Here is a 23,145-nt window from a genome sequence, read left to right on the forward strand (position 1 = left end):
CTCAGACGGGCGTGATCGGCAGCCGCAGGGCGCCCGGGGCAGCCCCGGGGACGGCCGGCGAGCGGGGGGCCACCGGGGAGATCCGCTGATAGGCCTCCCCCAGCGGCGGGCGCGGGTCCTCCTCGCCCTTGTTCGGCCAGAAGGCCATCGCCCGCTCGGCCTGCGCGGTGATCGTCAGCGACGGGTTCACCCCGAGGTTGGCGGTGATCGCGCTGCCGTCGGCGATGTGCAGACCCGGGTAGCCGTAGATCCGCTGGTAGCCGTCGACGACGCCGGTCCGCGGCGAGTCGCCGATGGTGCAGCCGCCGATGTAGTGGGCGGTCGCGGGGATGTTGAACGCGTCCGTGACCACGGCAGCGGCGACGCCGTCGACCTTCTTCTCCCAGCGTCGCGCGACGTCGTGCGCGAGCGGGATCCAGTCCGGGTTGGGCTCGCCGTCACCGGGCTTGGTGAGCAGCCGCCGTCCCTTGCGGAAGGAGGTCAGCGAGTTGTCCAGCGACTGCATCACCAGCAGGATCACCCCGCGCTCGGAGGCCCGGCGCAGGTTGTAGGTCCGGATCGTCCGGACCGGGTGCAGCAGCATGAAGAGGAGCAGTCGCAGGAAGCGGAAGGCGCCGCCGTCGATCATCGGGGCGAGCTGGGCGAACATCGCGTTCTGCCCCTTGCCGTAGCCGACCACCTCGATGTGCGTCTGGGGCTCGGGGTGAATCGAGGAGGAGATCGCCACGCCCTGGGCGAAGTCGTCGCGGTCCTTGGCAGCGACACCGAGGATCGCCTCGGAGTTGCTGCGCGTCAGGTGGCCCAGGTGCGGGCTGAGGTCGCCGAGGGTGCCGTCCTCGCGCAGCTGGTGCAGCAGCCTCTGGGTGCCGAGCGCCGCGGCGGCGAAGACCACCTGCCGCGCGGTGAAGGTGCGCTCGTTCTTCCGGATGACCGCGCCGGGCCGCTGGGTCTGCACCCGGTAGCCGCCGTGCCCGTCGGGGGCCACCGAGGTGACCTTGGTCAGCTCGTGCACCTGCGCGCCGTTCTTCTCGGCCAGGTAGAGGTAGTTGGTGGTGGTCGTGTTCTTGGCGTTGTGCCGGCACTGCGTCATGCACTCGGCGCAGTGGATGCAGCCGCGGCGGCGCGGGCCGGCGCCGCCGAAGTACGGGTCGTCGACCTCCTCGCCCTCGTGCCCCTCGTTGAAGAAGACGCCGACCTCGGTGCGGTGGAAGGTGTCGGCCACCCCGAGGTCCCCGGCGATGTCCAGCAGCACCTCGTCCCTCGGGCCGATGCGCGGGTTGGTCTCCACGCCGAGCATGCGCTTGGCCTGGTCGTAGTACGGCGCGAGCTCGGACCTCCAGTCGGTGATGTGGGCCCACGCCTTGTCGGTGTAGAACTCCGGCAGCGGCTCGTAGAGCGTGTTGCCGTAGATCAACGACCCGCCACCGACGCCGGCGCCGCTGAAGACCAGGCACTTGCCGAGCACGCTGATCTGCTGCGGGCCGGTCAGGCCGAGGCGAGGCATCCAGATCGACTTGCGCACGTTCCAGTTGGTCGTCGGGATGTCCTCGGGCAGCCAACGGCGGCCGGCTTCGAGGACGCCGACGGAGTAGCCCTTCTCGGTCAGCCGCAGCGCGGTGACGCTGCCGCCGAACCCGGAGCCGATCACGAGCACGTCGTAGTCGTACGCGTCCGCGGCCTGGCCCTGTGACGCTGACGGCGTGGGGGTCGTCGTCTTCATGCAACCTCTTCGTAGTCGCCCGGCCGGAACCGGGCCTGGTGGTGATACTGGCTGCCGAGCAGCGGCCAGTTGGTGGTGATCCGCCCGGAGCCGCCGACGCGGTACCAGGACGTGCAACGACTCCACACGCTCCGCGTGAGCCGGTCCTGGACCCAGCCGTCGTACGCGCTCTCGACGTCCTCACGGACCGCGAGCGGGCAGCCACGGCGGGCGACCTCGTCGACCAGGTCGCCGAGGAAGCGGGCCTGGGCCTCGAGGAAGTAGACGACCGAGCCGGCGCCGGTGTTGGTGTTCGGTCCGTACATCAGGTGCAGGTTCGGGAAGTGCGGCACCGAGACGCCGTAGTAGGCGCGGGCGCCGCCGGCCCACTCTGCGTCGAGCACCCGGCCGCCGGCACCGGTGACCTTCATCGGGGCCAGGAACTCGGTCGCCTTGAACCCGGTGCCCCAGATCAGCACGTCGGCGGGGTGCTCGGTCTCACGGCCGCCCGGGTCGGCGGTGACCACGCCGGTCGGCGTGATCCGGGTGATCGGATCGGTGACCAGGTCCACGTTGGGCCGGGCCAGCGCCGGCACGTAGTCGCCGGAGAACAGCACCCGCTTGCAGCCGATCGGGTAGTCGGGCCAGACCTGCGCGAACAGCCCCGGCTTGGCCTTCGCGCCGTGGCGCATGTGCAACCACGAGCAGCCCTTCAGGACGCCCGCCACGAGCCGGGAGTAGATCCAGGCGACGCCGAGCAGCTCCAGCATCCCGAACCAGAAGCCGCGCTCGGCGAGCTGGACGACCGGGAGCAGCCGGAAGAGCCGGTGGTGGGCCTGCGAGAAGCGGCGGTCCGGGCGGAGCAGCAGGTACGGCGCGGAGCGCTGGAAGACGGTCATCGCGCCGACCTCGGGGGCGATCGCCGGCACGAACTGGACCGCGCTGGCGCCGGTGCCGATCACCGCGACGCGCTTCCCGGCGAGGTCGACGTCGTGACGCCACTGCGCGGAGTGGAAGGACGGTCCGGCGAACTCCGCACGGCCCGGGATGTCGGCGAAGGCCGGACGCGAGAGCTGGCCGACCGCGGAGACCAGGACGTCCACGTCGAGCGTCTCGCCGGCGCCGTCCGCCCCCTGCAGGTCGACCCGCCAGCGGCGCTCGTCCTCGTCGTACGTCGCGGCGACGACCTCGACACCGAACCGGATGTGGCGTCGCACGTCGAAGGTGTCGGCGACGGAGCGCAGGTAGTCGAGGATCGCGGGCTGGGTGGAGAACCGGTGCGGCCAGCGCGGGTTGGGCGCGTAGGAGAACGAGTAGATCGGCGAGGGGACGTCGCACGCCGCACCCGGATAGGTGTTGTCGCGCCAGACACCGCCGACCTCGTCGGCCTTCTCCAGGAGCACCACGTCCTGGTAGCCGCGCCGCTTCAGCTCGATCGCCGCGGCCAGACCACCGAAGCCGCTGCCGATGATCGCGATCGACGGGGCTCGCCCCTGCACACGCCTCATCACAGCCCCATCACTCGACACCAGCCCCATGGACAACAAACAGTTACGGCGTACGGTTTCTAGAGTGGCGCAGGCCACACCCGCCGTCAAGCGGCACGCGCGATTCACCCCGTCCGGTCGCGTTGACCGGCATACCGTCACGCCGTACGGTCGAGCCGTGCCCGACCCGCTCGCCACCAGCGCTCGACCGCGCCGCACGCAGGCCGAACGTCGCGCCACCACCCGGGCGCTGATCCTGGACTCCACGGCCGCCTGCCTGCTCGAGGTCGGACTGGCCGCCACCACGGTCTCCGAGGTCCAGGACCGCACCGGCCTGGCCCGGGGCACCATCCAGCACCACTTCCCCACGCGTGCGGAGCTGCTGGTCGGCGCCGTCTCCCACCTCGTCGACGCGCGGATCGAGCGGTTCCGCGCCGACGCGGCGCTGATCGATCCCGACGCCGACCGGATGGAGGCCGTGGTCGACCTGATCTGGCGCGACCTGTCCAGCCCGATCTTCTTCGCCGCGCTCGAGCTCTGGGTCGCCGCGCGCACCGACCCCGACCTGCGGGCCGCCCTGCTGCCCGAGGAGGCCCGCCTGCTGGCCACGATGCGCACGATGTACGCCGAGAACCTCGGAGACCCGCTGGCCACCGACCCGCGCACCGCGTCGCTCGTCGAGCTCACCGTCGACCTGCTCACGGGACTCTCGATGCTCACCATGCTGGGCGCGCGAGCCAGCACCCGGGAGAGCGTGGTGCGCAACTGGAAGCAGGCACTGCGAACCCTCTGGGCCGGCCAGCCCGCCGAGGACCCGGCACCGGACCTTCACCAGACCGAGTGATCGGGATCCCCCGGAGCGACCGGAGTCGCGAGGATCGGGCAGGATCGGCCGCGTGACCGATCGATCCCGCTGGCCCGGTTGGGTCTACTCAGAGGGCGAGGAGCCGGACTACCGGTTCAGCTTCGCCAACGAGCGCACCTTCCTGGCCTGGATCCGCACGTCGCTGGCCCTCCTGGCGGCCGCGGTCGCGGTCGACGTCGTCAACCTCGACCTGGACGAGCCCCTTCGAGTGGGCCTGGTGATCGTGCTGGCGACCCTCGGCCTGATCTCCGCGGTGGCGGCGTGGGTGCGCTGGGCGCTGGCGGAGCGAGCCATCCGACGCAAGGCGCCGCTGCCAGCGCTCGGCTTCGCGGTGATCCTGGTGGTCGGCCTGGTGCTGATCTCGGCGGTCATCCTGGTCTCCGGCCGCTGACATGAGCGACCAGCGCCGGCCCGCCGACTACCAGGGGGCCGAAGGGCTCTCCAACGAGCGGACCGCGCTGGCCTGGCAACGCACCGCGCTCTCGCTGACCGTGGCCGCGATCGCGATGGGCAGGGTCACGTTCGAGCGCCTCGGCGGGATCGCGGCCGCTGCCCTGACGGTCGCCGCACTGCTGTCGGCCTGGGTCTTCGTCGAGTCCAGGCTGCGCTACTCCACCCACCACGCCGCGGCCCGCCGCGGGCGACCCCGCGGGGGCCGGGCCGCCCTGGCGCTGACCACGGCCACCACGCTGATCGCGCTCACCGAGATCGCGGCACTGGTCCGCGGCATCGGCGCCGACTGAACCACCCGGCTCCGGCGACCGTCAGGCCAACGACAGGAAGAGCTTCTCGAGCTTCTTGGCGTCCACGCTGTCCGGCCCACCCTCAGCCATGCAGTGCTGCAGGCCGGTCGCCACCAGGGCGTAGCCGCTGCGGCTGATCGCCTTGTTCACGGCGGCCAGCTGGGTCAGCGCGTCCTCGCACTCGGCCCCCTCCTCCAGCATCCGGATCACACTGCCCAGATGGCCGTGGGCGCGCTTCATGCGGGTGATGATCGCCTTGGTGTCCTCGGCACCCAGCTGCATCGGGCTCCTCCTCGCGTCATTGCTGCGTCGTATCGCTGCGTCATGGTGGGTGTGGCACCGCGGTCCGCTACCACACCAGGATTCTACATCCCCCTAGGGGGTTGTGTTAGCCTCACTGTATCCCCCCGGGGGGTTAATCGCCAGCGAGAGAGGATCGTCGATGACCATCACCGCCACTGCGCCCGAGGCTGCCACCCAGGATCGCGCCGACCAGCACGGCCGGGAGCTGCTGCGCGAGCTGATGCCGATGCACCGCGAGCTGCGCCACGCCATCCCGGACGTCTACCGCGGCTTCGGCGAGCTCTCGAAGGCAGCCTTCGCCGACGGCGCCCTGCCCAAGAAGACGAAGGAGCTGATGGCCCTGGCGATCGGCGTGGTCGAGGGCTGCGACGGATGCATCGCCTCCCACGCGCAGGCCGCCGTCCGCGCCGGCGCCACCCGCCAGGAGGCGGCCGAGGCGATCGGCGTCACCTTCCTGATGCACGGCGGACCGGCGACGATCCACGGCGCCCGCGCCTACCGCGACTTCTGCGAGTTCGCCGACGCCCTCGAGGCCGGCGACTCCCCCGCCTGACCACCCGCTCGAACCGCCCGACCAGCTGACACTCGTCACACCACCCGAGGAGAACCCGTATGTGCCGTCCCGCCCGCTGCAAGACCTGCAACAAGACCACCTGGGCCGGTTGCGGCTCCCACGTCGCACAGGTGAAGGCCATGGTCCCCGCGAGCGAGTGGTGCGGCGGCAAGCACACCCCGCAGCAGGTGGCCGCGGCCAAGGAGCAGTCCGGCTCCGGCTCCGGCTTCTGGGGACGCCTGCTCGGACGCTGACGACCTGACCCGGCCGGGCGGGCGTCACGCCCGGCCGCCACCCGCCGCCCAGGCGACCAGCTCCCTGGCCGGCCCCTGGGGCGGGTGGGCGCCGCCGCGCCAGACCGCGTGCAGCCGCCGGGTCAGCTCGAGGCCACCGACGGCGACCTCGACCAGCCTCCCCGTCGCCAGGTCGTCGCGGACGGCGTGCGCGCCGAGCGCGGCCGGCCCCGCGCCGGCCGCCACGGCGGCACGCACCGCGGCCGTGCTCGAGAGCTCGAGCGCGGGGGCGGCCTGCACGTGGCCCGCGAGCGCCCGCTCCAGCACCATCCGGGTCCCCGAGCCGGGCTCGCGGACGACCAGCGGCGTGGCGGCCAGCGTCGCGGCCAGCACCCGGCGCCGACCGCGCCCCGCCCAGGGGTGCCCGGGACCGACCACCACCACGAGCTCGTCGGTGCCGACCAGGCGGCACTGCAGCCCGACGGGCGCATCGGGACCCTCGACGAAGCCGAGTGCCACCTCCCCGGACTCGACCAGCGCGGCCACGCGCTCCGAGTTGGTCGCGGTCATGGTCACCTCGGTCGGAGCCAGCCCCCGGCGTACCTGGTGGGCCCGGAGGCCGACGAGCCAGCCGGGCAGCATGTGCTCGGCGATGGTCAGCGAGGCGGCGACCGCGAGGTGGCCCCGACGGTCCGCGCGCAGCGCGGTGATGCCGGCATCCAGCTCCTCGGCCGCCTCGAGCACCCGCGCCGCCCACTGCACGACCAGCTCCCCGGTCCCGGTCAGGCCCGAGCCGCGCCGGGACCGCACCACGAGCGGCTCCCCGACGAGCGCCTCGACCGTCCGCAGCCGCGACGACGCCGCCTGCTGCGAGATCCCGAGCTCGGCCGCCGCGGCACCGAGGCTGCCCAGCCGGGCGACCGCGGAGAGCAGCTCGAGCGCGCGGAGCTCCGGAACGTGCGACCCGAGGACCATGTCACAAACCTACCTTGTGACGACCCAAGCGTGACCTCGTTCCGCCGCGGCGCGCCGATCCGCAGACTCCTCGGCATGACTCTTCGTGTTGCGATCGTCGGCGGCGGACCGGCCGGCATCTACGCCGCCGACCAGCTGATCAAGTCCGAGGCCGCGGTCTCGCTCGACCTGATCGAGCGCCTGCCCGCGCCGTTCGGCCTGGTCCGCTACGGCGTCGCCCCGGACCACCCGCGGATCAAGGAGATCATCAAGGCGCTGCAGCGGGTGATCGCCCACCCGGACGTGCGCTTCCTCGGCAACGTCGACTTCGGCGTCGACGTGAAGCTGGAGGAGCTGCGCGAGTTCTACGACGCGGTGATCGTGGCCACCGGCGCGATGGCCGACCGCGACCTGGGCATCCCCGGCGAGGACCTCGACGGCTCGCACGGCGCGGCCGACTTCGTCTCCTGGTACGACGCGCACCCCGACGTCCCGCGCACCTGGCCGCTCCAGGCCACCTCCGTCGCCGTCCTGGGCGTCGGCAACGTCGCCCTCGACGTGGCCCGGGTCCTGGCCAAGACCGGTGAGGAGATGCTCAGCACCGACATCCCCGCCCACGTGTACGAGGGCCTGCGGGACAAGACGATCACGGACGTGCACGTCTTCGCGCGGCGCGGTCCGGCGTACGCCAAGTTCTCGCCGCTGGAGCTGCGCGAGCTGGCGCACTCCCCCAACGTGGACGTGATCGTGCACCCCGAGGGCTTCGAGGTCGACGACCACTCGATGCAGCACATCCAGAGGAACAAGCAGTCCAAGATGGTGCTCGACACACTGGCGAACTGGGTCGGCCGCGAGCCCGAGGGCAAGCCGCACCGGATCCACCTGCACTTCCTCGAGCAGCCGGTGGAGATCGTCGAGGACCCCGCCCGGCCCGGAACCGTGGGTGCCCTGCGCACCGAGCGCACCCGCCTGACCGGCGACGGCGGCGTCATCGGCACCGGAGAGGTCACCACCTGGGACGTGCAGTCGGTCTACCGGGCGGTCGGCTACCGCAGCACGCCGCTGCCCGGCATCCCCTTCGACCACGCGGCCGCGGTGGTCCCGAACGACGGCGGCCGGGTGCTGGACCTCGCCGGCGAGCCGATCCCCGGGCTGTTCGTCACCGGCTGGATCAAGCGCGGCCCGGTGGGCCTGATCGGGCACACCAAGAGCGACGCCGCGGAGACCGTCGCCCACCTGCTGGCCGCCACCAGCGCGGTGGCACCGTCGCGGCGCCCCGAGGACGTCGACGCCCACCTCGCGCACCGCGGGGTCGCGGTCGCGACCCACGAGTCCTGGGAGCTCCTCGACCGGCACGAGATCGCCCTCGGCGAGGCCGAGGGACGCCTCCGGATCAAGGTCGGCGACCGCGGGGAGATGCTCCGGATCGGGGGCGTCGCCGGCGCAGAGTGAGCGCAGCGCTTCCGCGAAGCCATCAGTTAGACATATGCTTCACTTCATGACCGGTGAAGCGCGATGCTGACGGCGACGCTGATCGGCGACGTGATCGACTCGCGCTCGGCCGTCGACCGCACCGCGCTGCACCGTCGGGTCGCCGCGGCCCTCGAGACCGCCAACGGCCGCTACGCTCCGCTCGCCCCGCTGCGGATCACGGTCGGCGACGAGTACCAGGGGCGCTTCGCCTCGGTGGGCGACGCCCTCCGCGCCTCCCTCGACCTGCGCCTGGCACTGCTTCCCGACCACGACGTGCGCCACGGGGTCGGGTGGGGCGAGGTCGAGGTGCTCGCCGCGAACCCGCCGGTCGAGGACGGCCCCGGCTGGTGGGCAGCCCGCGAGGCGATCCACGAGGTGCAGGTCGCGGAGGACCAGCCGACCAGCCGCACCCGGCGCACGGCCTACGTCGACGCCGGCGGCGGCCCCGCCGCCGGCCCGGTCAACGCCGCACTGCTGCTGCGCGACCACCTCGTCGGTGCCCTCGACGCCCGCGGCGCGACCATCCTGCAGGGGATGCTCGACGGCACCAGTCAGCGCGAGCTCGCCGAGACCCTCGGGATCACCCCGTCCGCGGTGTCCCAGCGGATCCGCGCCGACGGGCTGGCCGCGCTCGCCGCCGCCGAGCGCGAGCTGGGCACGGCGTGAGCGCGGCCGTTCCCCGGCGTCCGCGCCCGGTCACTAGGTTGGCGCCATGACTCCCGACGGCGAGCCCGGCACCGTGCTCCGCGTACCCCCGCTGCACCCGGGCACCCACGACGCCGTCGCGGCGTCGTACCCGACCCTCGACCTGCCGGCCGAGGGCCGCGAGGAGTTCCTGGCGCGGCACGGCGCGGAGGTCGTGGCGATCGTCTGCTCCAACTTCTCCCCCGTCGGCGCGGACCTGATCGAGGCCCTCCCCCGGCTCGGCATGATCGCCAACTTCGGCGTCGGCTACGACAACATCGACCTCGCCGCCGCACTGTCCCGCGGGATCGCCGTCAGCAACACCCCCGGCGTGCTCGACCCCGCCGTCGCCGAGCACGCGATCGCCCTGCTGCTCGCGGTACGCCGCCAGGTGGTCGCCGCCGATCGCTACGTCCAGGAGGGTCGCTGGCCGCGCGGCCCGTTCCCCCTCACCGGCCAGGTGGCGGGCAGCCACGTCGGCATCCTCGGGCTGGGCCGGATCGGGCAGGCGGTCGCCACCCGGGTCGAGGCCCTCGGCGCGACGGTCAGCTACCACAACCGCCGGCCGGTCCCGGGCGTCCCCTACGCCTACCTGCCCTCGCCGGTCGCGCTCGCCGCGGCCGTGGACTCGCTCATCGTGGTGGTCCCCGGCGGCGCCGCGACCGACGGCCTGGTCGACGCCGAGGTGCTCGACGCCCTCGGCCCCGACGGCGTGCTGGTCAACGTCGCCCGCGGGTCGGTGGTCGACGAGCAGGCGCTGGTCGCCGCCCTCGACTCCGGCCGGCTCGGCGGGGCCGGGCTAGACGTCTTCCGCGACGAGCCGCGGGTGCCTGCCGCGCTGCTGGGCCGCGACGACGTCGTACTGCAGCCGCACACCGCCTCGGGCACCGTCACCACGCGGGCCGCCATGGGCGCCCTCACCCTCGACAACCTCGCGGCATGGATGCGCGGCGAGCCGCTGCTCACCCCGATCCCCGAGACCACCGGCTGACCGGCTGCCCGGCTGCCCGGCTGACCGGCTGACCGCTCGGTGACGCGTCACGCCCAGCGGTCGGTCGCGTCGAGCTCGCGCTCCCAGGGCGGGTCCGCGCCCGGCCGGGAGACGGTGATCGCCGCGACGGCCGCGCACCGCTCCAGCACCGCGGTCAGCGCCCCCTCCGCGACCCCGCGCAGCGCGCCCCGGTGCTCGGCACCGAGCAGGTCGCGCACGAGCAGGCCGTCGATCAGCGCCGCCATGAACGAGTCCCCCGCACCGACGGTGTCGACCACGTCCACGGTGGGCGAGGGCAGCTCCACGACGACGCCGGCGGCGGTCACCGCCCGGACCCCGTGCGCGCCCCTGGTCAGCACCACCAGCGACGGGCCCTGCCCCGCCCACTCCTCCAGCACCGCCTCCGGCGCGGCGTCGGGCCGCAGCCAGGCCAGGTCCTCGTCGCTGACCTTGACCAGGTCGGAGAGGCTGACCAGCTCCTCGACCCGGTGCCGCACCGCGCCGGGCGTGCCCATCACCGCCGGCCGCAGGTTGGGGTCGTAGGAGATCGTCTCCGCGAGCCCGTGCCGGCGCAGCAGCGCCAGCACCTCGTCCGCGCCCGGCGCCACCGTCGTGGCGATCGACCCGGTGTGCACGTGCACCGCGCCGGGCACCACCGCACCCGGCTCCGCGGCCCCCGGCGGGAGCCGCCAGCTCAGGTCGAAGGTGTACGACGCCGCGCCGGCGTGGTCGAGCGTCGCGATCGCCCGGGTGGTCCGCTCCGCCAGACCCCCGCCGTCGGCGACCCGGACCCGGTTCTCCCTCAGGTGCCGGCGGACCAGCGCACCCTCCTCGTCGTCACCCAGCCAGGTCACCAGCGTCGCCGAGCGACCGAGCCGGCCCAGGCCGAGCGCCACGTTGGCCGGGCTGCCACCGGGGTGCGTCGCCCGCGTGCCGTCAACGGCGTGCACGACGTCGACCAGCGCCTCACCGACCACCAGGACCGGCTGATCCCGATCGACCACCACGACCTCCTCGTCGGGTCTCGAGGCCCGCTGCGCCCGCACCTCGACCACCGCATCGTCCGGAGAGGCCAGGATGGCACGGTGCACCCCGCGATGCTGCCCCTCCTCGCCGCCGAGACCGACCGACTGCTCGCCTTCGGGCACCGGTCCCGGGTCCCCGGCGGGTTCGCCCGGCAGGCCGACGACGGCACCGCGCTGGAGGGACCCCGCGAGCTGTGGATCGCCTGCCGGATGACGCACGTCTACGCGCTCGGCCACCTGCTGGGCCACGCGGGCAGCGAGGATCTCGTCGACCACGGCGTGCGGTCGCTGCGGGCCGCCTTCCGCGACGCCGAGCACGGCGGCTGGTTCCCGGCGGTCGCCGCCGACGGCGTACCCGTGGACACCACGAAGGCGGCGTACCCGCACGCCTTCGTGGTGCTCGCGGCCACCAGCGCCGCCACGGCCGGGCACCCGGACGCGCCGGGACTGCTCGCCGAGGCGCTGGACGTCAGCGAGCGCAGGTTCTGGGACGAGGCGGCGGGGATGGTGGTCGAGGAGTGGGACCGCGCCTTCACCACGCTCGACCCCTACCGCGGCGTCAACGCCGCGATGCACACCGTCGAGGCCTACCTCGCCGCGGCCGACGTCACCGGCGAGGACCGCTGGCTCGACCGGGCGCTGCGGATGGTCGACCGGGTCGCGCACCACCTCGCGCCCGCGCACGACGGCCGGATCCCCGAGCACTTCGACGCCGACTGGTCGCCGCAGCCGGACTACAACGCGGACCGCCCGGCGGACCCCTTCCGGCCGTTCGGCTCGACGGTCGGCCACGGCCTGGAGTGGGCGCGGCTGACCCTGCACACCCGAGCCGCGCTCGCGGCCCGCGGCCAGCAGCCGCCGGGGTGGATGGCGTCGGCCGCGACCGCGCTCTACGACCGCGCGGTCGCCGACGGGTGGTCGGTCGACGGCGCCCCGGGGTTCGTCTACACCGTGGACTGGTCGGGGCGACCGGTGGTTCGGCAGCGGTTCCACTGGGTGGCCGCGGAGGCCGTGGCCGCCGCGGCGGCCCTGCACCGCGCGACCGGCGAGGAACGGTTCGCCCACGATCTCGACCGCTGGTGGGGCTACGCAGCGGACCACCTGGTCGACCGGCGCGGCGGCTCCTGGTGGCACGAGCTCGACCCGGCCAACGCGGTCGCGCGCACGGTGTGGAAGGAGAAGGCCGACCTCTACCACGCCGTGCAGGCGACGCTGATTCCGCGGCTGCCGCTGGCGCCCGCGCTCGCGCCGGCGCTGGCGGCCGGCCTCCTCGACGGGTGACCGCGGGGACCTACTCGGTCGGGGGACCTACTCGCGCTCCGGGGTGCCGGCGCGCGCGCTCAGGTACGCCGACAGCGGGGCCGGCAGCTCGGCGGGCCGGTCGCCCCAGTCGTAGACGACCGCGGTGCGGGCGACCAGGTCGTGCAGGGCGCGGTGGTCGCGGCGGAGCACGATCAGCACCAGGCCGGCGCCGAAGAACGAGGTGCTGATCGGCAGCATCAGCACCCGCACCACCGCCTGCCCGCTGTGCAGCGGCCCGCCGTCGCGGCGGACCACCTTCAGCCCGACCAGCGCCTTGCCGACGGTCTTGCCCGCCACCGCGGTGGTGAGGATCAGGTAGAGCCCCGCCCAGCCGAGCAGCGCCAGCGTGGCCACCAGGCCCGAGGCCCCCGAGGAGCCGATCCCGAACAGCACGTCGAGCAGGAAGCGGCCCACCCAGACGCCGACGGTGTAGGAGCCGATCACCACGCCGAGGTCGATCGCCGCGGAGACGGCGCGGCTCACGCCGCCGGCGTACCGGCCCGAGACCGAGCCCTCGGTGCGCCCGCTCATCGCGGACCCACCAGGCCCGCCGGTCCGGGCTGCTCCAACGGCGGGCGCCGCAGGATCCGGTCCACCAGGTTCGCGAAGACCGCGTCCAGGCCCACCAGCTGCCGGCGGGCGACGTCGAGGCTGCGGCCGGCCAGCGTGCCGGTGGTCTCCGCGATCACGTCGGGGATCCCCGCGCGGCGGACCACGTCCTCGAGATCGACGTCGGCGAGCAGCGCCTGGATGTCGACCCGGGCCAGGAGCCGGTCCACGTCGATCCGGTCCATGAGGCGGTCGACGTCGATCCGGTCCAGCAGCCGGTTCGCGTCGACCCGGTCGAGCAGGTGGTTGATGTCGACGTGGTCGAGCAGCGCGTCGACGTCGATGTGGTCGAGCACCACCTCGGGCGGCACCGCGTCGACCATCCGGCCGGTGACGGCCCCGACGGCACGGCCCAGGAACCCCGGCTGGCTCTCGTCGCTCACGGAAGCAGACTCCCACGTCTCTCGCCCGCTTGCCGGGACCCCCGAACGATCCACCCCCTAGGGTTTCGCCATGGAACAGGACCTCCTGGCCGTGCTGGCGCTGACGCTCGCCGCGCTCCTCATCTTCCTGGCCGTCGGGCTGCGGGTGTTCGCGCTCGGCGTCATCCCGGGCAACCGGAAGCCCTCGACGGGGATGGCCTGGCTGCTGCTGATCCTGATCGACCCCTTCCTGGGCTTCTTCTTCTTCCTGCTCTTCGGCCGGACCCGGGTCGAGGGGCGACGGCTGCGTCGCGAGCGCGAGGCCCAGGACGCCGTCGCCCGGCGGGCCGCGGAGCTGCCGCTCACCTACGACGCCAGCGGCCAGCGGCCGGCGTACCGGACCGTCTTCGCGCTCAACGAGCGGCTGGGCGCGCTGCCGGTGACCGGCGGCAACGAGGTCCAGCTCTGGCCGGACTACTACGGCGTGATCAACGAGATGGCCGCCGAGGTGGACCGGGCCCAGAGCCACGTGCACGCGGAGTTCTACATCACCGCCTGGGACGAGGTCACCGACCCGCTGTTCCAGGCGATGATCCGGGCCACCGAGCGGGGGGTGAAGGTGCGCTACCTCTTCGACCACCTGGGCTCGCGCGGCATCCCCGGCTACAAGGACATGCTCAAGCGGCTGGACGAGACGGCGATCGAGTACCACCCGATGCTGCCGATCAAGCCGCTGAAGGGGTCCTGGCGCCGACCCGACCTGCGCAACCACCGCAAGCTGCTGGTCGTCGACGGCAGCGTCGGCTTCACCGGCTCCCTCAACATGACCGAGCGCGGCTACAACAAGCCGAAGAACCACAAGCTGGGTCGCGAGTGGGTCGAGCTGATGGTGCGGCTGGAGGGGCCCGTGGTCGGGGCGCTCAACGCGGTCTTCGCCTCCGACTGGTACGTCGAGACCGGCGAGGTGGTGGAGCTGGTCACGGTGCACGGCGAGCCCGACGCCCGCGAGACCGAGGTCTTCGACGTGCCGTGCCAGATCATCCCGAGTGGCCCCGGCATCGTCGCCGAGAACAACCTGCGGATGTTCACCACCCTCATCTACGCCGCCACCGAGCGGATCTCGCTCACCTCGCCGTACTTCGTGCCCGACGAGTCGCTGCTCTACGCCGTCACCACGGCCGCCCAGCGCGGTGTCGACGTGGAGCTGTTCGTCAGCGAGGTCTCCGACCAGTTCATGGTCGGCCACGCCCAGGCCTCGTACTACCGCGCGCTCCTCGAGGCGGGGGTCCGCATCTACCAGTACCCGGCGCCCCTGATCCTGCACAGCAAGCACTTCACCGTCGACAACGACGTCGCGGTGGTCGGCTCGAGCAACATGGACCTGCGCTCCTTCGCGCTCAACTTCGAGATCTCGCTGCTGATGCCCGACCCCGCGGTGGTGGTGAAGATGCGCGAGGTCGAGGACACCTACCGGGCGCTGTCGAAGGAGCTGACACTCGAGGAGTGGACGCAGCGACCGGCCCGGAAGAAGTACGTCGACAACGTCATGCGCCTGACCGCCGCCCTGCAGTGACGGCCCCGCTGCAAACCACCGAACGACGCCCTCGACCCGCCTCGCCCCGATCGGACACGATGAACGACGCGAGATCCTGCGAGGATGTCGAGCATGCTTCGCTCTGACGACGCCTGGATCTGGGACTCCTGGTGCGTCGACGACGGCACCCGGTACCACCTGTACTACCTCCAGTCGCCGCGACTGCCGCGCGCCGACATGCGCCACGACAAGGCGCGGATCGGGCACGCCGTCTCCGACGACCTCCGCTCCTGGGAGGTGCTCGGCGAGACCTTCGGACCCGCCGCCGAGGGCGCCTTCGACGACCTCGCCATCTGGACCGGGTCCGTCGCCCGCGCCGACGACGACTCGTACCTGTTCTTCTACACCGCCATCGCGACCGCCGGGCACGGCCTGCGCGACCAGCGCCTCGGCGTCGCGACCTCGACCGACCTGCACCACTGGACCGGACGGTCGGCGGCGCCGCTCGTCGGCCCCGACCGCCGCTGGTACAAGACCCTCGCCGACTACCCCGACGTGCGGACCACGGGCCCCGCCGTCGAGACGGTCAGCGAGACGTGGCGGGACCCCTTCGCGGTCAGGGACCCCGAGGGCGATGGTTGGCACCTGCTCGTCACCGCCCGGGCCGTCGGCGCCGCCCGCAACGACGACGGCGTCGTCGGCCACCTGCACTCCCCCGACCTCCAGACCTGGACGGTCCTCCCGCCACTGTCCTCGCCCGGGACCGGCTTCGGTCAGCTCGAGGTGATCCAGACCCGACGCGTCGACGGCCGGTGGGTGCTCGTCTTCACGTGCCACCCCCAGGAGATGACGCCGGAGCGGGTCGCGCGCAGCGGCGAGTTCTGCACCTGGTCCGTGCCGTGCACGGGACCCCTCGGACCGTTCGACATCGACGCGGCCCGTCCCTTCACGGCCGACCCGACCCTGTTCGCGGCGCCGCTCGTGCAGCAGCGCGACGGCACATGGGTCGTCCTCGGCTTCCACAACCTCGAGGACCGCGGAGGCGAGAGCTTCGAGATCTGCGACCCGATCCCCGTCACCCTCGACGAGGAGGGTTACCTGGTCGCCGCGCCGGAATAGCCGCGGCCCTGGGCTGTACGGGCGTCGCCGAACACCCTAGGTTCGGCGTGTGAGCGGCAGCGACGGCGGCTCGCCCTGGTGGCGCACCGCGGTGATGTACCAGGTGTACCCGCGCAGCTTCGCCGACGGCAACGGCGACGGCGACGGCGACCTGCCGGGTCTGCGCGCCCACCTGCCGTACCTGGCCGACCTCGGCGTGGACGGCCTCTGGATCTCGCCCTGGTTCCCCTCGCCCCTGGCCGACGGCGGCTACGACGTCAGCGACTTCTGCGACATCCATCCGATGTTCGGCACCCTGGCGGACGCGGATGCCGTGCTGAGCGAGGCGCACGCGCTCGGGCTGCGGGTGATCATCGACCTCGTCCCGAACCACACCTCCGACCAGCACCCGTGGTTCCTCGCCGCCCTCGCGGCCGGCCCGGGCTCGCCGGAACGGCAACGCTACTTCTTCCGGGACGGCCGCGGCCGGGACGGCGCCGAGCCGCCGAACAACTGGATCAGCGCGTTCGGCGGGTCGGCCTGGTCCCGGGTGACCGAGCCCGACGGCCGCCCGGGCCAGTGGTACCTGCACCTGTTCGCCCCCGAGCAGCCCGACCTCGACTGGAGTCACCCGCCGGTGCTCGACGCCTTCGACGACGTGCTCCGGTTCTGGTTCGACCGGGGCGTCGACGGCCTGCGGATCGACGCCGCGCCGGCGATGGCGAAGAAGCTGGGCCTGCCCGACGCCGACTACGGCGGCGTCCCGGAGTTCCGCACCGTCGACTGGGACGACAACCCGCACTGGGACGTCGAGGAGGTGCACGACATCTTCCGGCGCTGGCGCGCGATCGCGGACACCTACGACGGCGATCGCGCCTTCGTCGCCGAGGCGGTCGTCAGCACCCCCGAACGGCTGGCCAAGTACCTCCGTCCGGACGAGATGCACACGGCGTTCAACTTCCCGTACCTGAAGAGTCCGTGGGACGCGCGCGCCCTGCGCGAGGTCATCGACGCGACGCTGGCGTCCTTCGAACCGATCGGCGTGCCATCGACGTGGGTCCTGACCAGCCACGACGAGATCCGGCCGGTCACGCGGTACGGCCGAGCGACGACCAGCTCCTTCTTCATCACCGACGGCGAGGGCGAGGAGTCCGACCTGGCGCTGGGCACCCGGCGGGCGCGGGCGGCGGCGCTGCTGATGCTCGCCCTGCCCGGTGGCGCCTACATCTACCAGGGCGAGGAGCTCGGCCTGCCGAACGTCGACGACCTGCCCGACGACGTGCTCCAGGACCCCATGTTCCACCGCAGCGGCGGCGCGCTCCGTGGCCGCGACGGCTGCCGGGTGCCGATCCCGTGGAGCGGCACGTCGCCCCCCTTCGGCTTCTCCCCTCCCGGCGTGCACCCGTGGCTTCCGCAACCCGAGTCGTGGGCGCCCCTGACCGTCGAGGCCGAGTCCTCCGACCCGGAGTCGACGCTGTCCCTCTACCGGGCCGCGCTCCGGCTCCGCCGGAGCGTGGACGGCCTGGCGGGGGCGCCGCTGGGGTGGCGGGAGTCCCCCGAGGGCGTCCTCGACTTCGAGCGGGCGAACGCCCTGCGCTGCGTCGTCAACCTCGGCGCCCCGCCGGTCGACCTCGGCGGCAGCGACGTGCTCCTGAGCAGCCTCCCCCTGGTCGACGGCCGGCTCCCCGTCGACGGCGCCGCGTGGATCCGTCCCACGGGGCCGGATCCGGCGACCGCCGGGTGAGGACCGGGCGAGGCGCACCGGGGCGGGAGGACGGCTCCCGACAGGCTCAGCCGCCGGGGTGCAGGTACCAGTCGCCCAGCTGGCCGGCGCCGAGGATCGCCGCCCAGGCGGCGAGCAGCATGAACGGACCGAAGGGCAGCGCGCTGCGCCGCCCGGCCCGGTCGGTGACGATCAGCAGGATCCCGGCGATGGCGCCGAGCACGAACGCCCCGAAGGCCCCGACCAGGAAGGTGCCCCAGGACAGGTACGCCGTCATCGCGCCGACGATCCCGGAGAGCTTCACGTCCCCGAACCCCATGCCGCCGGGCGCCGCGAACCAGATCGCGAAGTAGAGCAGCGCCAGGCCGGCGCCGCCCACCAGCGCCCGCAGCAGCGCGTTCGCCTCGCCACCGCCGAGCAGCAGCAGCCCGGCGAGCAGCGGATAGGCGGGCAGCACGAGCGCGTCGGGGAGCCGGCGGGTCTCCAGGTCGATCACGGAGAGCGCGATCGCGAGCGCGCAGAACACGAGGTAGGCGGGCAGCACGCCGATCTGGTCGATCGCCCCGTCGGCCGCGTCCAGGGCGAGCACACGGTGCGTGACCAGGACGAACGCGAGCCCGGTGCCGGCCTCGACCAGCGGGTAGCGCGCGCTGATCGGCGCGGCGCAGTCGTAGCAGCGCCCGCGCAGCATCAGCCAGCCGAGCACGGGGACGTTGTGCCGGGCGCGGATCGGCGTCGTGCAGCCCGGGCAGGCCGAGCCGGGGGTGACCACCGAGGCGCCGACCGGGACGCGATGCACGACGACGTTGAGGAAGGACCCGACGACCAGCCCGAGGGCGCCGGCGACCAGCGGGATCACCACCCGCGCGAGCTCCACCGTCACTGCCGCCCCCTGACTGTCCCGACACCACCCGGGCTCACTGCTCGGCCCAGCTCAGGACCTGGATCCGTCGGTTCCCCGCCTCCGGCAGCTCGTCGTCGCCGTAGGCGGGATCGGTGATCTTCACCCGCACGGTCAGCGCGTGCCGCCCGCCGGAGGCGCAGCTGGCCGCCTCGGCGCAAACGTAGACCTTCAGGTCCACCACGGTACTGAGATTGCCGACGCCGACGCCCAGGTCCGGGATGCTGGCCAGCGGGTAGCCGTAGCGCCCCCACTGGCCGCCGATCAGGTCGATCGACCGGGCGGCGACCCCGCCGCGCATCGAGACCATCGGCCCGAAGTAGGCGGTGCCGAGCGTCAGCCCGAACTCGAGCGACACGTCCCCGTTGCGGGCGTAGATCGCGCCGTTGACCACGAACCTCGGCCAGTTGCCCGGATAGCCCGAGATCCACGGGTAGTAGACCTTGAGCAACGGGTCCCCGCCGACGGGGAGGCTCCCGGCGTGGACGTTCGGCGCGTAGTAGTCGAGCCGCAGCGAGGCCGAGTCCACCGTCACCTTCTGGCCGACCGCGGTCGCGGTGAACGCCAGCGCAGCGCTCGGCCCGGCGGCGGCGAGCGTGCCGTCGTGGACCGCCGCGGCGAGGAGGGACGTGACGTCGACGTCGCCGGAGCCGGTCAGGGTGGCGGTGGTGCCGGTGGTGCCGCCGGCGCTCGGGGTGACCTTCACGCCCGTCGACGGGGCCGTCAGCGCGAGGCTGAGCGTCGCCTTCCTGAGCACCGAGCCCGCCGGGGGCGCGGTCGACGGGCCGAAGCCGGAGAGGGCGAGCGCCGCCTTCTGGCCGACGGCGGTGCTCGTCCAGGTCGCGGCGCCCGCGGCCGTGTTTCCCGGGTCCAGCGCCGCCTGCGTCGCGTTGGCGAACGCCGGGGTGGAGCCGGTGCCGCTGACGGTCGTGGGGGGCGCCGTGACCGACGTCGGGGTGGTCGCCGTGGTGGGCGCGGCGGCGCCGTTGGTCTGCTGCTGGACCACCACCGGCGGCTCGGTGGCGCTGTAGCTGCCACAGAGCTCGACCTTGGGGGTCTCGTTGTAGCGGATCCAGGTCGAGGCCGAGACGGGGACGTCCGCCTGCATCCGGCTGTTGCCGCCGAAGACGAACCGGACACCGGCCGCGGTGTGGTCGCTGAGCGGGCTGACGCATGCCCCCGGGATCGCGGTCGGATTCCCCGGGGGGCGGGTGCCGCCGATGACGGTGCGGTTGCCCGTGATCCTCCAGACGTTGTCGCCACCCATCAGGCCGTTGCCGAGCGCCTCGGAGAGCTCGTTCTGGAAGTCGAAGTAGTAGAGGCCGGGCTTGAACCACGACGTCGAGCACGAGTTGACCTTGTTGCTGAGCGTCGTGGCGTTGTCGTAGTAGCCGGGCTCGAACGCGCACACCCCGCCGCTGGCGGTCACCGAGGACGGATCCCGAAGCGGTCGCGCGGTGAGGTCGGTGAGTGCGTCCGCGACGACCGGAGCGCCGGCTCCCCCGCCGTCGGACAGCGGGCAGGTCACCGGTGTGGTGAAGCTGTCACCCGTGCAGCGCCTCACCGGTTCGCCGGCTCGGGACGTGGCCAGCGTGGCCGGGCTGAACGATTGGAGGATCCACGGCCAGTACAGGACGGTCTGGCGGTACTTCTTCACCGTGATGGCGCTGCTGGCCTTCATGCCGCCGCGGATCTGGAGCAGTCCGCCCCCGTCGTAGCTGATGTCGCCGCCGAACGCCGTGAGCGCGCGCGGGAACGTGTTCTGGGCGTTCTGCTCGACGCCGCCGCCGCTGCCGTACAGACCGGTGCCGGCGACCTTCGTGCACTCCACCCGGGCGGCGCTGCCGGCGTCCGACGCCACGCCGTCCAACCGGAGCACGTCGCGGGCGGCCGACCCGTCCAGGCCGAAGCACCCGGCACCGTCCCCGGCGTCGGTGTAGACCCAGTCGCTCCGCTCGGCCGGCCCGTCGCCGTCGGGGTCCGGCGCGGTGATCCCCGGTGCCTTCCCGCCCAGGCGCAGGTCGTTGATCGCGACCTGGGCCGCGGCGTCCGCCGCATACGAACGGTCGGCCACCCCTTGCAGGGCGACGGTGGCCGACATGGCCGCGCCGCTGTGGGAGAGCAGGGCGCCGGTCACCAGCGCCACGGTGGTGACCACGATCAGCGCGATGATCAGCACCGTGCCGCTGTCGTCGCGGCGCCGGCGGCGGAGCCGGATCGCGGGCCGGATCATGCCTGCCTCCGCTGCGCGGTCAGGGTGGCGGTGTAGCCGCCGGTGCCGGTGCCGTCGGCGTCCCGGACGTCGAGGGTGATCGCCAGCGTCCTCGGGGGTGTCGCGGCGGCGCAGCCGACGGGGCTCCCGGCCGCGTCGGCGCAGGCGACCGTGGGCGCCGCGCGCAGGTGCCGCGCGACGACGTGACGCTCGGTGCTCGCGCCGTGGCACCGCACCCGGCTCAGCAGGTACTGGCCGCCGACCTGCTCGGTGACGTAGACGGCGGCCTCGAGGGACGCGTCCCAGGCGTCGAGGGGATCCGCGGCGCCGACCGGGTAGACGTTCCAGGCGAAGCCGATCACGAGGTCGCCGACGAGCCCGCTGCCGCAGTCCGGCGGCACGCTCCCCGGCCCGGTGCCGCCGGTCCACACGCTCTGCCGGGGGCTGAGCGGGTCGGTGGCATCGACCGGCGTGCGCACGCCGAGGCTGCTCACGTCGCCCTGCCAGTACGCCGAGACCAGCTGCTGGTCGGAGGACTCGTTCAGCCGGGCCTCGGTGGCGGCGGTGACCTTCAGGTGCTGCAGGACCACCCCGGTCAGCGCCACCATCACCACGCCGAGGATGGCGACCGCCATCACCAGCTCGACCAGCGTGAAGCCGTCGTCACCGGCTGCCTGGTTCACGCGCATGCGTCGCTCCCCGATCCGTCGCACGGCCGGCGCAGCACCAGCGTCATCGACTCCTCGGCACGACCGTCGACGCTGGTCACGGTCAGCTCGACCTGCTGCAGGCCGAGGTCGTTCCCCGCGGTGCAGTCATCGGTCCAGGCGCTGCCGTTCCAGCGTCGCGCCCTGGTCTGGCTGGCCTCGTAGCTGACGTCGTCGAGCCCGTAGGCCGAGGCCGGCACCCGGGTCGGGTCGGTGTAGTGGTCCGCCGCGGCGCAGGCGCGGTAGTTGGCCGGGTTCCGCGCGACGTACTCCTGGATCGCCTCGGCCAGGCTGCGCACGGTGGCACCGCCGGCGGCCGCCTTGCTGTGCACGTCGGAGACCTTCACGCTGGTCTGCAGCCCGGCCAGGATCGCCACCGCCGCGATGCCCAGGATCGCCACGGCGACCAGCGTCTCGATCAGGGTGACGCCGTCGTCGGCGCCGCGCGCCGCGCGCAGCCGGGAGCGCAGGGGCGCGAGCATCACTGCCCGACCTGGCCGTAGACGCCGTACATCGCCGAGACCAGCGCGATCGCCACGAAGCCGACCAGGCCGCCCATCACCACGATCACCAGCGGCTCGAACAGCGAGGTCAGCCTGGCGATCTTGTAGCCGAGCTCGGTCTCGTAGTACTCGGCTGTCACCTCCAGCTGGGTGTCCAGCGAGCCGGTGTCCTCGCCCACCCGGAGCATCGCGCTCGCGGTGCCCGGGAACAGGCCGGTGCGCGAGAGCGGGCCGGCCATCCCCTGCCCCTCCAGCATCAGCTCGGTGACCTCGTCCAGCCGCTTGACGAAGACCCGGTTGTGCAGGGAGTCGGTGGCGGTGCGCAGGGCCTCCTGCAGGCTCACCCCCGCGCTGACCATCGACGCCATGGTCCGGCAGAACCGCTCGACCAGCGCGTACTGGATGGTCTCGCCGAGGACCGGCGTGCGCAGCAGGAGCGCGTCGCGCAGGTAGCGCCCGCGCTCGAAGCGCAGCACCAGCGAGAGCAGCACCGCGACCACCGCGACCGAGCCGAGGAGCAGCCACCAGTAGCCGCCGAGGAAGTCGGTCACCGCCAGCAGCATCCGGGTCGGCAGCGGCAGCTCGGAGTCGAGGTCGGTGAAGAAGTCCTTGAACTTCGGCAGCACGTAGACGGCCAGCACCAGCACGGTCACCACCGACATCGCGGCCACCGCGATCGGGTAGACCATCGCCGAGGTGATCTTGCGGCGGGCCTCCAGGTCCCGCTCGATGTACGCCGCGAGCCGGGCCAGCGCGCTGTCCAGCTCGCCGGTGAGCTCGGCGGAGCGGACGATGCCGCGGTAGTGCTCGCCGAAGACCTTGGGATAGCGCTCCAGGGTGTCGGAGAACCGCTCGCCGGTGCGCAGCCCGTCCTCGATGGAGTGCATCATCCGGCGCACCGAGGAGCTCTCGGCCTCCACGCCGATGCTGTGCACGGCGTCGAGGATCGGCAGACCGGCCCGCAGGAACGCCGCGATCTGGCGGGAGAGGTGCATGACCTCCTGCTTCTTGATCCGCGGGCCCGCGATCTCGTACTGCAGCAGGCTCCGCTTCTCCGAGACCCGCAGGTCGCGGTAGCCGCGCTCGTAGAGCGCGAGCTCGGCGGCGGCCCGGCTGATCGCCTTGTCGCTGCCCTTGACGCGCTGTCCCCGGAGGTCGATGCCGACGTAGGCGTAGCGCGGCAT

General features: G+C 73.1%; 24 protein-coding genes. 12 read left to right on the forward strand and 12 right to left on the reverse strand.

What is annotated here, in order from left to right:
- Window position 1: 1 nt before the first annotated feature.
- On the reverse strand, window positions 2–1,720 hold the full coding sequence (locus E8D34_RS03975; protein WP_136593275.1) for a GMC family oxidoreductase: 1,719 nt from the start codon (window positions 1,718–1,720) through the stop codon (window positions 2–4).
- Window positions 1,717–3,207, reverse strand: a complete 1,491-nt coding sequence (locus E8D34_RS03980; protein ID WP_136593276.1) for an NAD(P)/FAD-dependent oxidoreductase — start codon at window positions 3,205–3,207, stop codon at window positions 1,717–1,719. The genes E8D34_RS03975 and E8D34_RS03980 overlap by 4 nt, the downstream gene beginning before the upstream one ends.
- A gap of 157 nt (window positions 3,208–3,364) precedes the next feature.
- On the opposite strand from E8D34_RS03980, the gene E8D34_RS03985 reads away from it, so the two are divergent.
- Genes E8D34_RS03985 through E8D34_RS03995 form a run of 3 tightly spaced genes read left to right on the forward strand, consistent with a single transcriptional unit; the run spans window position 3,365 to window position 4,794 of the window.
- Window positions 3,365–4,030 carry a TetR/AcrR family transcriptional regulator gene (locus tag E8D34_RS03985; protein WP_206056541.1) on the forward strand — a complete coding sequence of 222 codons (666 nt, stop codon included), beginning with the start codon at window positions 3,365–3,367 and terminating at the stop codon, window positions 4,028–4,030.
- Window positions 4,031–4,082: 52 nt separating this feature from the next.
- Complete coding sequence (locus E8D34_RS03990; RefSeq protein ID WP_206056542.1) at window positions 4,083–4,442, forward strand: DUF202 domain-containing protein; 360 nt, start codon at window positions 4,083–4,085, stop codon at window positions 4,440–4,442.
- Window position 4,443: 1 nt separating this feature from the next.
- Window positions 4,444–4,794 carry a DUF202 domain-containing protein gene (locus E8D34_RS03995; RefSeq protein ID WP_136593279.1) on the forward strand — a complete coding sequence of 117 codons (351 nt, stop codon included), beginning with the start codon at window positions 4,444–4,446 and terminating at the stop codon, window positions 4,792–4,794.
- A gap of 21 nt (window positions 4,795–4,815) precedes the next feature.
- On the opposite strand, the gene E8D34_RS04000 is transcribed toward E8D34_RS03995, so the two are convergent.
- Complete coding sequence (locus tag E8D34_RS04000) at window positions 4,816–5,076, reverse strand: metal-sensitive transcriptional regulator (protein WP_136593280.1); 261 nt, start codon at window positions 5,074–5,076, stop codon at window positions 4,816–4,818.
- A gap of 160 nt (window positions 5,077–5,236) precedes the next feature.
- Here E8D34_RS04000 and E8D34_RS04005 point away from each other — a divergent pair, with 160 nt between their 5' ends.
- Together E8D34_RS04005 and E8D34_RS04010 are read left to right on the forward strand one after the other, a co-directional pair.
- Entirely contained in the window at window positions 5,237–5,650 is a 414-nt protein-coding gene (locus tag E8D34_RS04005; RefSeq protein WP_136593281.1) for a carboxymuconolactone decarboxylase family protein, read from the forward strand.
- Between the two features lie 59 nt (window positions 5,651–5,709).
- Window positions 5,710–5,904, forward strand: coding sequence for a hypothetical protein (locus E8D34_RS04010; RefSeq protein ID WP_136593282.1), 195 nt, complete (start codon window positions 5,710–5,712; stop codon window positions 5,902–5,904).
- Window positions 5,905–5,928: 24 nt separating this feature from the next.
- On the opposite strand, the gene E8D34_RS04015 is transcribed toward E8D34_RS04010, so the two are convergent.
- Window positions 5,929–6,858 (reverse strand): LysR family transcriptional regulator, encoded by a 930-nt coding sequence (locus E8D34_RS04015; RefSeq protein WP_136593283.1) that lies wholly within the window; start codon window positions 6,856–6,858, stop codon window positions 5,929–5,931.
- Window positions 6,859–6,933: 75 nt separating this feature from the next.
- Between E8D34_RS04015 and E8D34_RS04020 the strand changes: the two genes are divergently transcribed.
- From E8D34_RS04020 to E8D34_RS04030, 3 genes are all read left to right on the forward strand, one after another.
- Complete coding sequence (locus E8D34_RS04020) at window positions 6,934–8,289, forward strand: FAD-dependent oxidoreductase (RefSeq protein ID WP_136593284.1); 1,356 nt, start codon at window positions 6,934–6,936, stop codon at window positions 8,287–8,289.
- Window positions 8,290–8,352: 63 nt separating this feature from the next.
- The gene (locus E8D34_RS04025; RefSeq protein ID WP_206056543.1) at window positions 8,353–8,976 is read left to right on the forward strand and encodes a SatD family protein; all 624 of its coding nucleotides are present in this window, start codon (window positions 8,353–8,355) and stop codon (window positions 8,974–8,976) included.
- A gap of 46 nt (window positions 8,977–9,022) precedes the next feature.
- Window positions 9,023–9,985 carry a 2-hydroxyacid dehydrogenase gene (locus E8D34_RS04030; protein ID WP_136593285.1) on the forward strand — a complete coding sequence of 321 codons (963 nt, stop codon included), beginning with the start codon at window positions 9,023–9,025 and terminating at the stop codon, window positions 9,983–9,985.
- A gap of 47 nt (window positions 9,986–10,032) precedes the next feature.
- Here E8D34_RS04030 and E8D34_RS04035 read toward each other — a convergent pair whose 3' ends face one another.
- The gene (locus tag E8D34_RS04035; RefSeq protein WP_240771079.1) at window positions 10,033–11,076 is read right to left on the reverse strand and encodes a carbohydrate kinase; all 1,044 of its coding nucleotides are present in this window, start codon (window positions 11,074–11,076) and stop codon (window positions 10,033–10,035) included.
- On the opposite strand from E8D34_RS04035, the gene E8D34_RS04040 reads away from it, so the two are divergent.
- Window positions 11,071–12,291, forward strand: a complete 1,221-nt coding sequence (locus E8D34_RS04040; protein WP_240771080.1) for an AGE family epimerase/isomerase — start codon at window positions 11,071–11,073, stop codon at window positions 12,289–12,291. The two genes, E8D34_RS04035 and E8D34_RS04040, sit on opposite strands and share 6 nt — an antisense overlap.
- A gap of 27 nt (window positions 12,292–12,318) precedes the next feature.
- Here E8D34_RS04040 and E8D34_RS04045 read toward each other — a convergent pair whose 3' ends face one another.
- Window positions 12,319–12,843 (reverse strand): RDD family protein, encoded by a 525-nt coding sequence (locus E8D34_RS04045; protein ID WP_136593286.1) that lies wholly within the window; start codon window positions 12,841–12,843, stop codon window positions 12,319–12,321.
- The gene (locus E8D34_RS04050; protein ID WP_136593287.1) at window positions 12,840–13,304 is read right to left on the reverse strand and encodes a hypothetical protein; all 465 of its coding nucleotides are present in this window, start codon (window positions 13,302–13,304) and stop codon (window positions 12,840–12,842) included. The genes E8D34_RS04045 and E8D34_RS04050 overlap by 4 nt, the downstream gene beginning before the upstream one ends.
- 70 nt (window positions 13,305–13,374) lie before the next feature.
- On the opposite strand from E8D34_RS04050, the gene cls reads away from it, so the two are divergent.
- The 3 genes from cls to E8D34_RS04065 all read left to right on the forward strand — a co-directional run bounded on the left by cls (window position 13,375) and on the right by E8D34_RS04065 (window position 17,659).
- Entirely contained in the window at window positions 13,375–14,856 is a 1,482-nt protein-coding gene (gene cls / locus E8D34_RS04055) for a cardiolipin synthase (protein WP_136593288.1), read from the forward strand.
- A gap of 93 nt (window positions 14,857–14,949) precedes the next feature.
- The gene (locus E8D34_RS04060) at window positions 14,950–15,936 is read left to right on the forward strand and encodes a glycoside hydrolase family 68 protein (protein WP_206056544.1); all 987 of its coding nucleotides are present in this window, start codon (window positions 14,950–14,952) and stop codon (window positions 15,934–15,936) included.
- A 94-nt stretch (window positions 15,937–16,030) separates the two neighbouring features.
- A complete protein-coding gene (locus tag E8D34_RS04065) occupies window positions 16,031–17,659 on the forward strand; it encodes a glycoside hydrolase family 13 protein (protein ID WP_136593398.1) in 1,629 nt (542 codons plus the stop codon).
- Between the two features lie 46 nt (window positions 17,660–17,705).
- On the opposite strand, the gene E8D34_RS04070 is transcribed toward E8D34_RS04065, so the two are convergent.
- From E8D34_RS04070 to E8D34_RS04090, 5 genes are read right to left on the reverse strand one after another with little or no spacing between them, the layout of a single operon-like run.
- Window positions 17,706–18,521: an A24 family peptidase gene (locus E8D34_RS04070; RefSeq protein ID WP_206056545.1), complete on the reverse strand. Its 816-nt coding sequence runs from the start codon at window positions 18,519–18,521 to the stop codon at window positions 17,706–17,708.
- A gap of 34 nt (window positions 18,522–18,555) precedes the next feature.
- The gene (locus tag E8D34_RS04075; protein ID WP_136593290.1) at window positions 18,556–20,772 is read right to left on the reverse strand and encodes a hypothetical protein; all 2,217 of its coding nucleotides are present in this window, start codon (window positions 20,770–20,772) and stop codon (window positions 18,556–18,558) included.
- On the reverse strand, window positions 20,769–21,440 hold the full coding sequence (locus E8D34_RS04080; protein ID WP_136593291.1) for a prepilin-type N-terminal cleavage/methylation domain-containing protein: 672 nt from the start codon (window positions 21,438–21,440) through the stop codon (window positions 20,769–20,771). Before E8D34_RS04080 ends, E8D34_RS04075 begins: the two co-directional genes overlap by 4 nt.
- Window positions 21,431–21,940, reverse strand: coding sequence for a type II secretion system protein (locus E8D34_RS04085; protein WP_136593292.1), 510 nt, complete (start codon window positions 21,938–21,940; stop codon window positions 21,431–21,433). Before E8D34_RS04085 ends, E8D34_RS04080 begins: the two co-directional genes overlap by 10 nt.
- On the reverse strand, window positions 21,940–23,145 hold the full coding sequence (locus E8D34_RS04090; RefSeq protein WP_136593293.1) for a type II secretion system F family protein: 1,206 nt from the start codon (window positions 23,143–23,145) through the stop codon (window positions 21,940–21,942). Before E8D34_RS04090 ends, E8D34_RS04085 begins: the two co-directional genes overlap by 1 nt.

Source organism: Nocardioides sp. GY 10113 (assembly GCF_004919105.1).
GTDB lineage: Bacteria > Actinomycetota > Actinomycetes > Propionibacteriales > Nocardioidaceae > Nocardioides.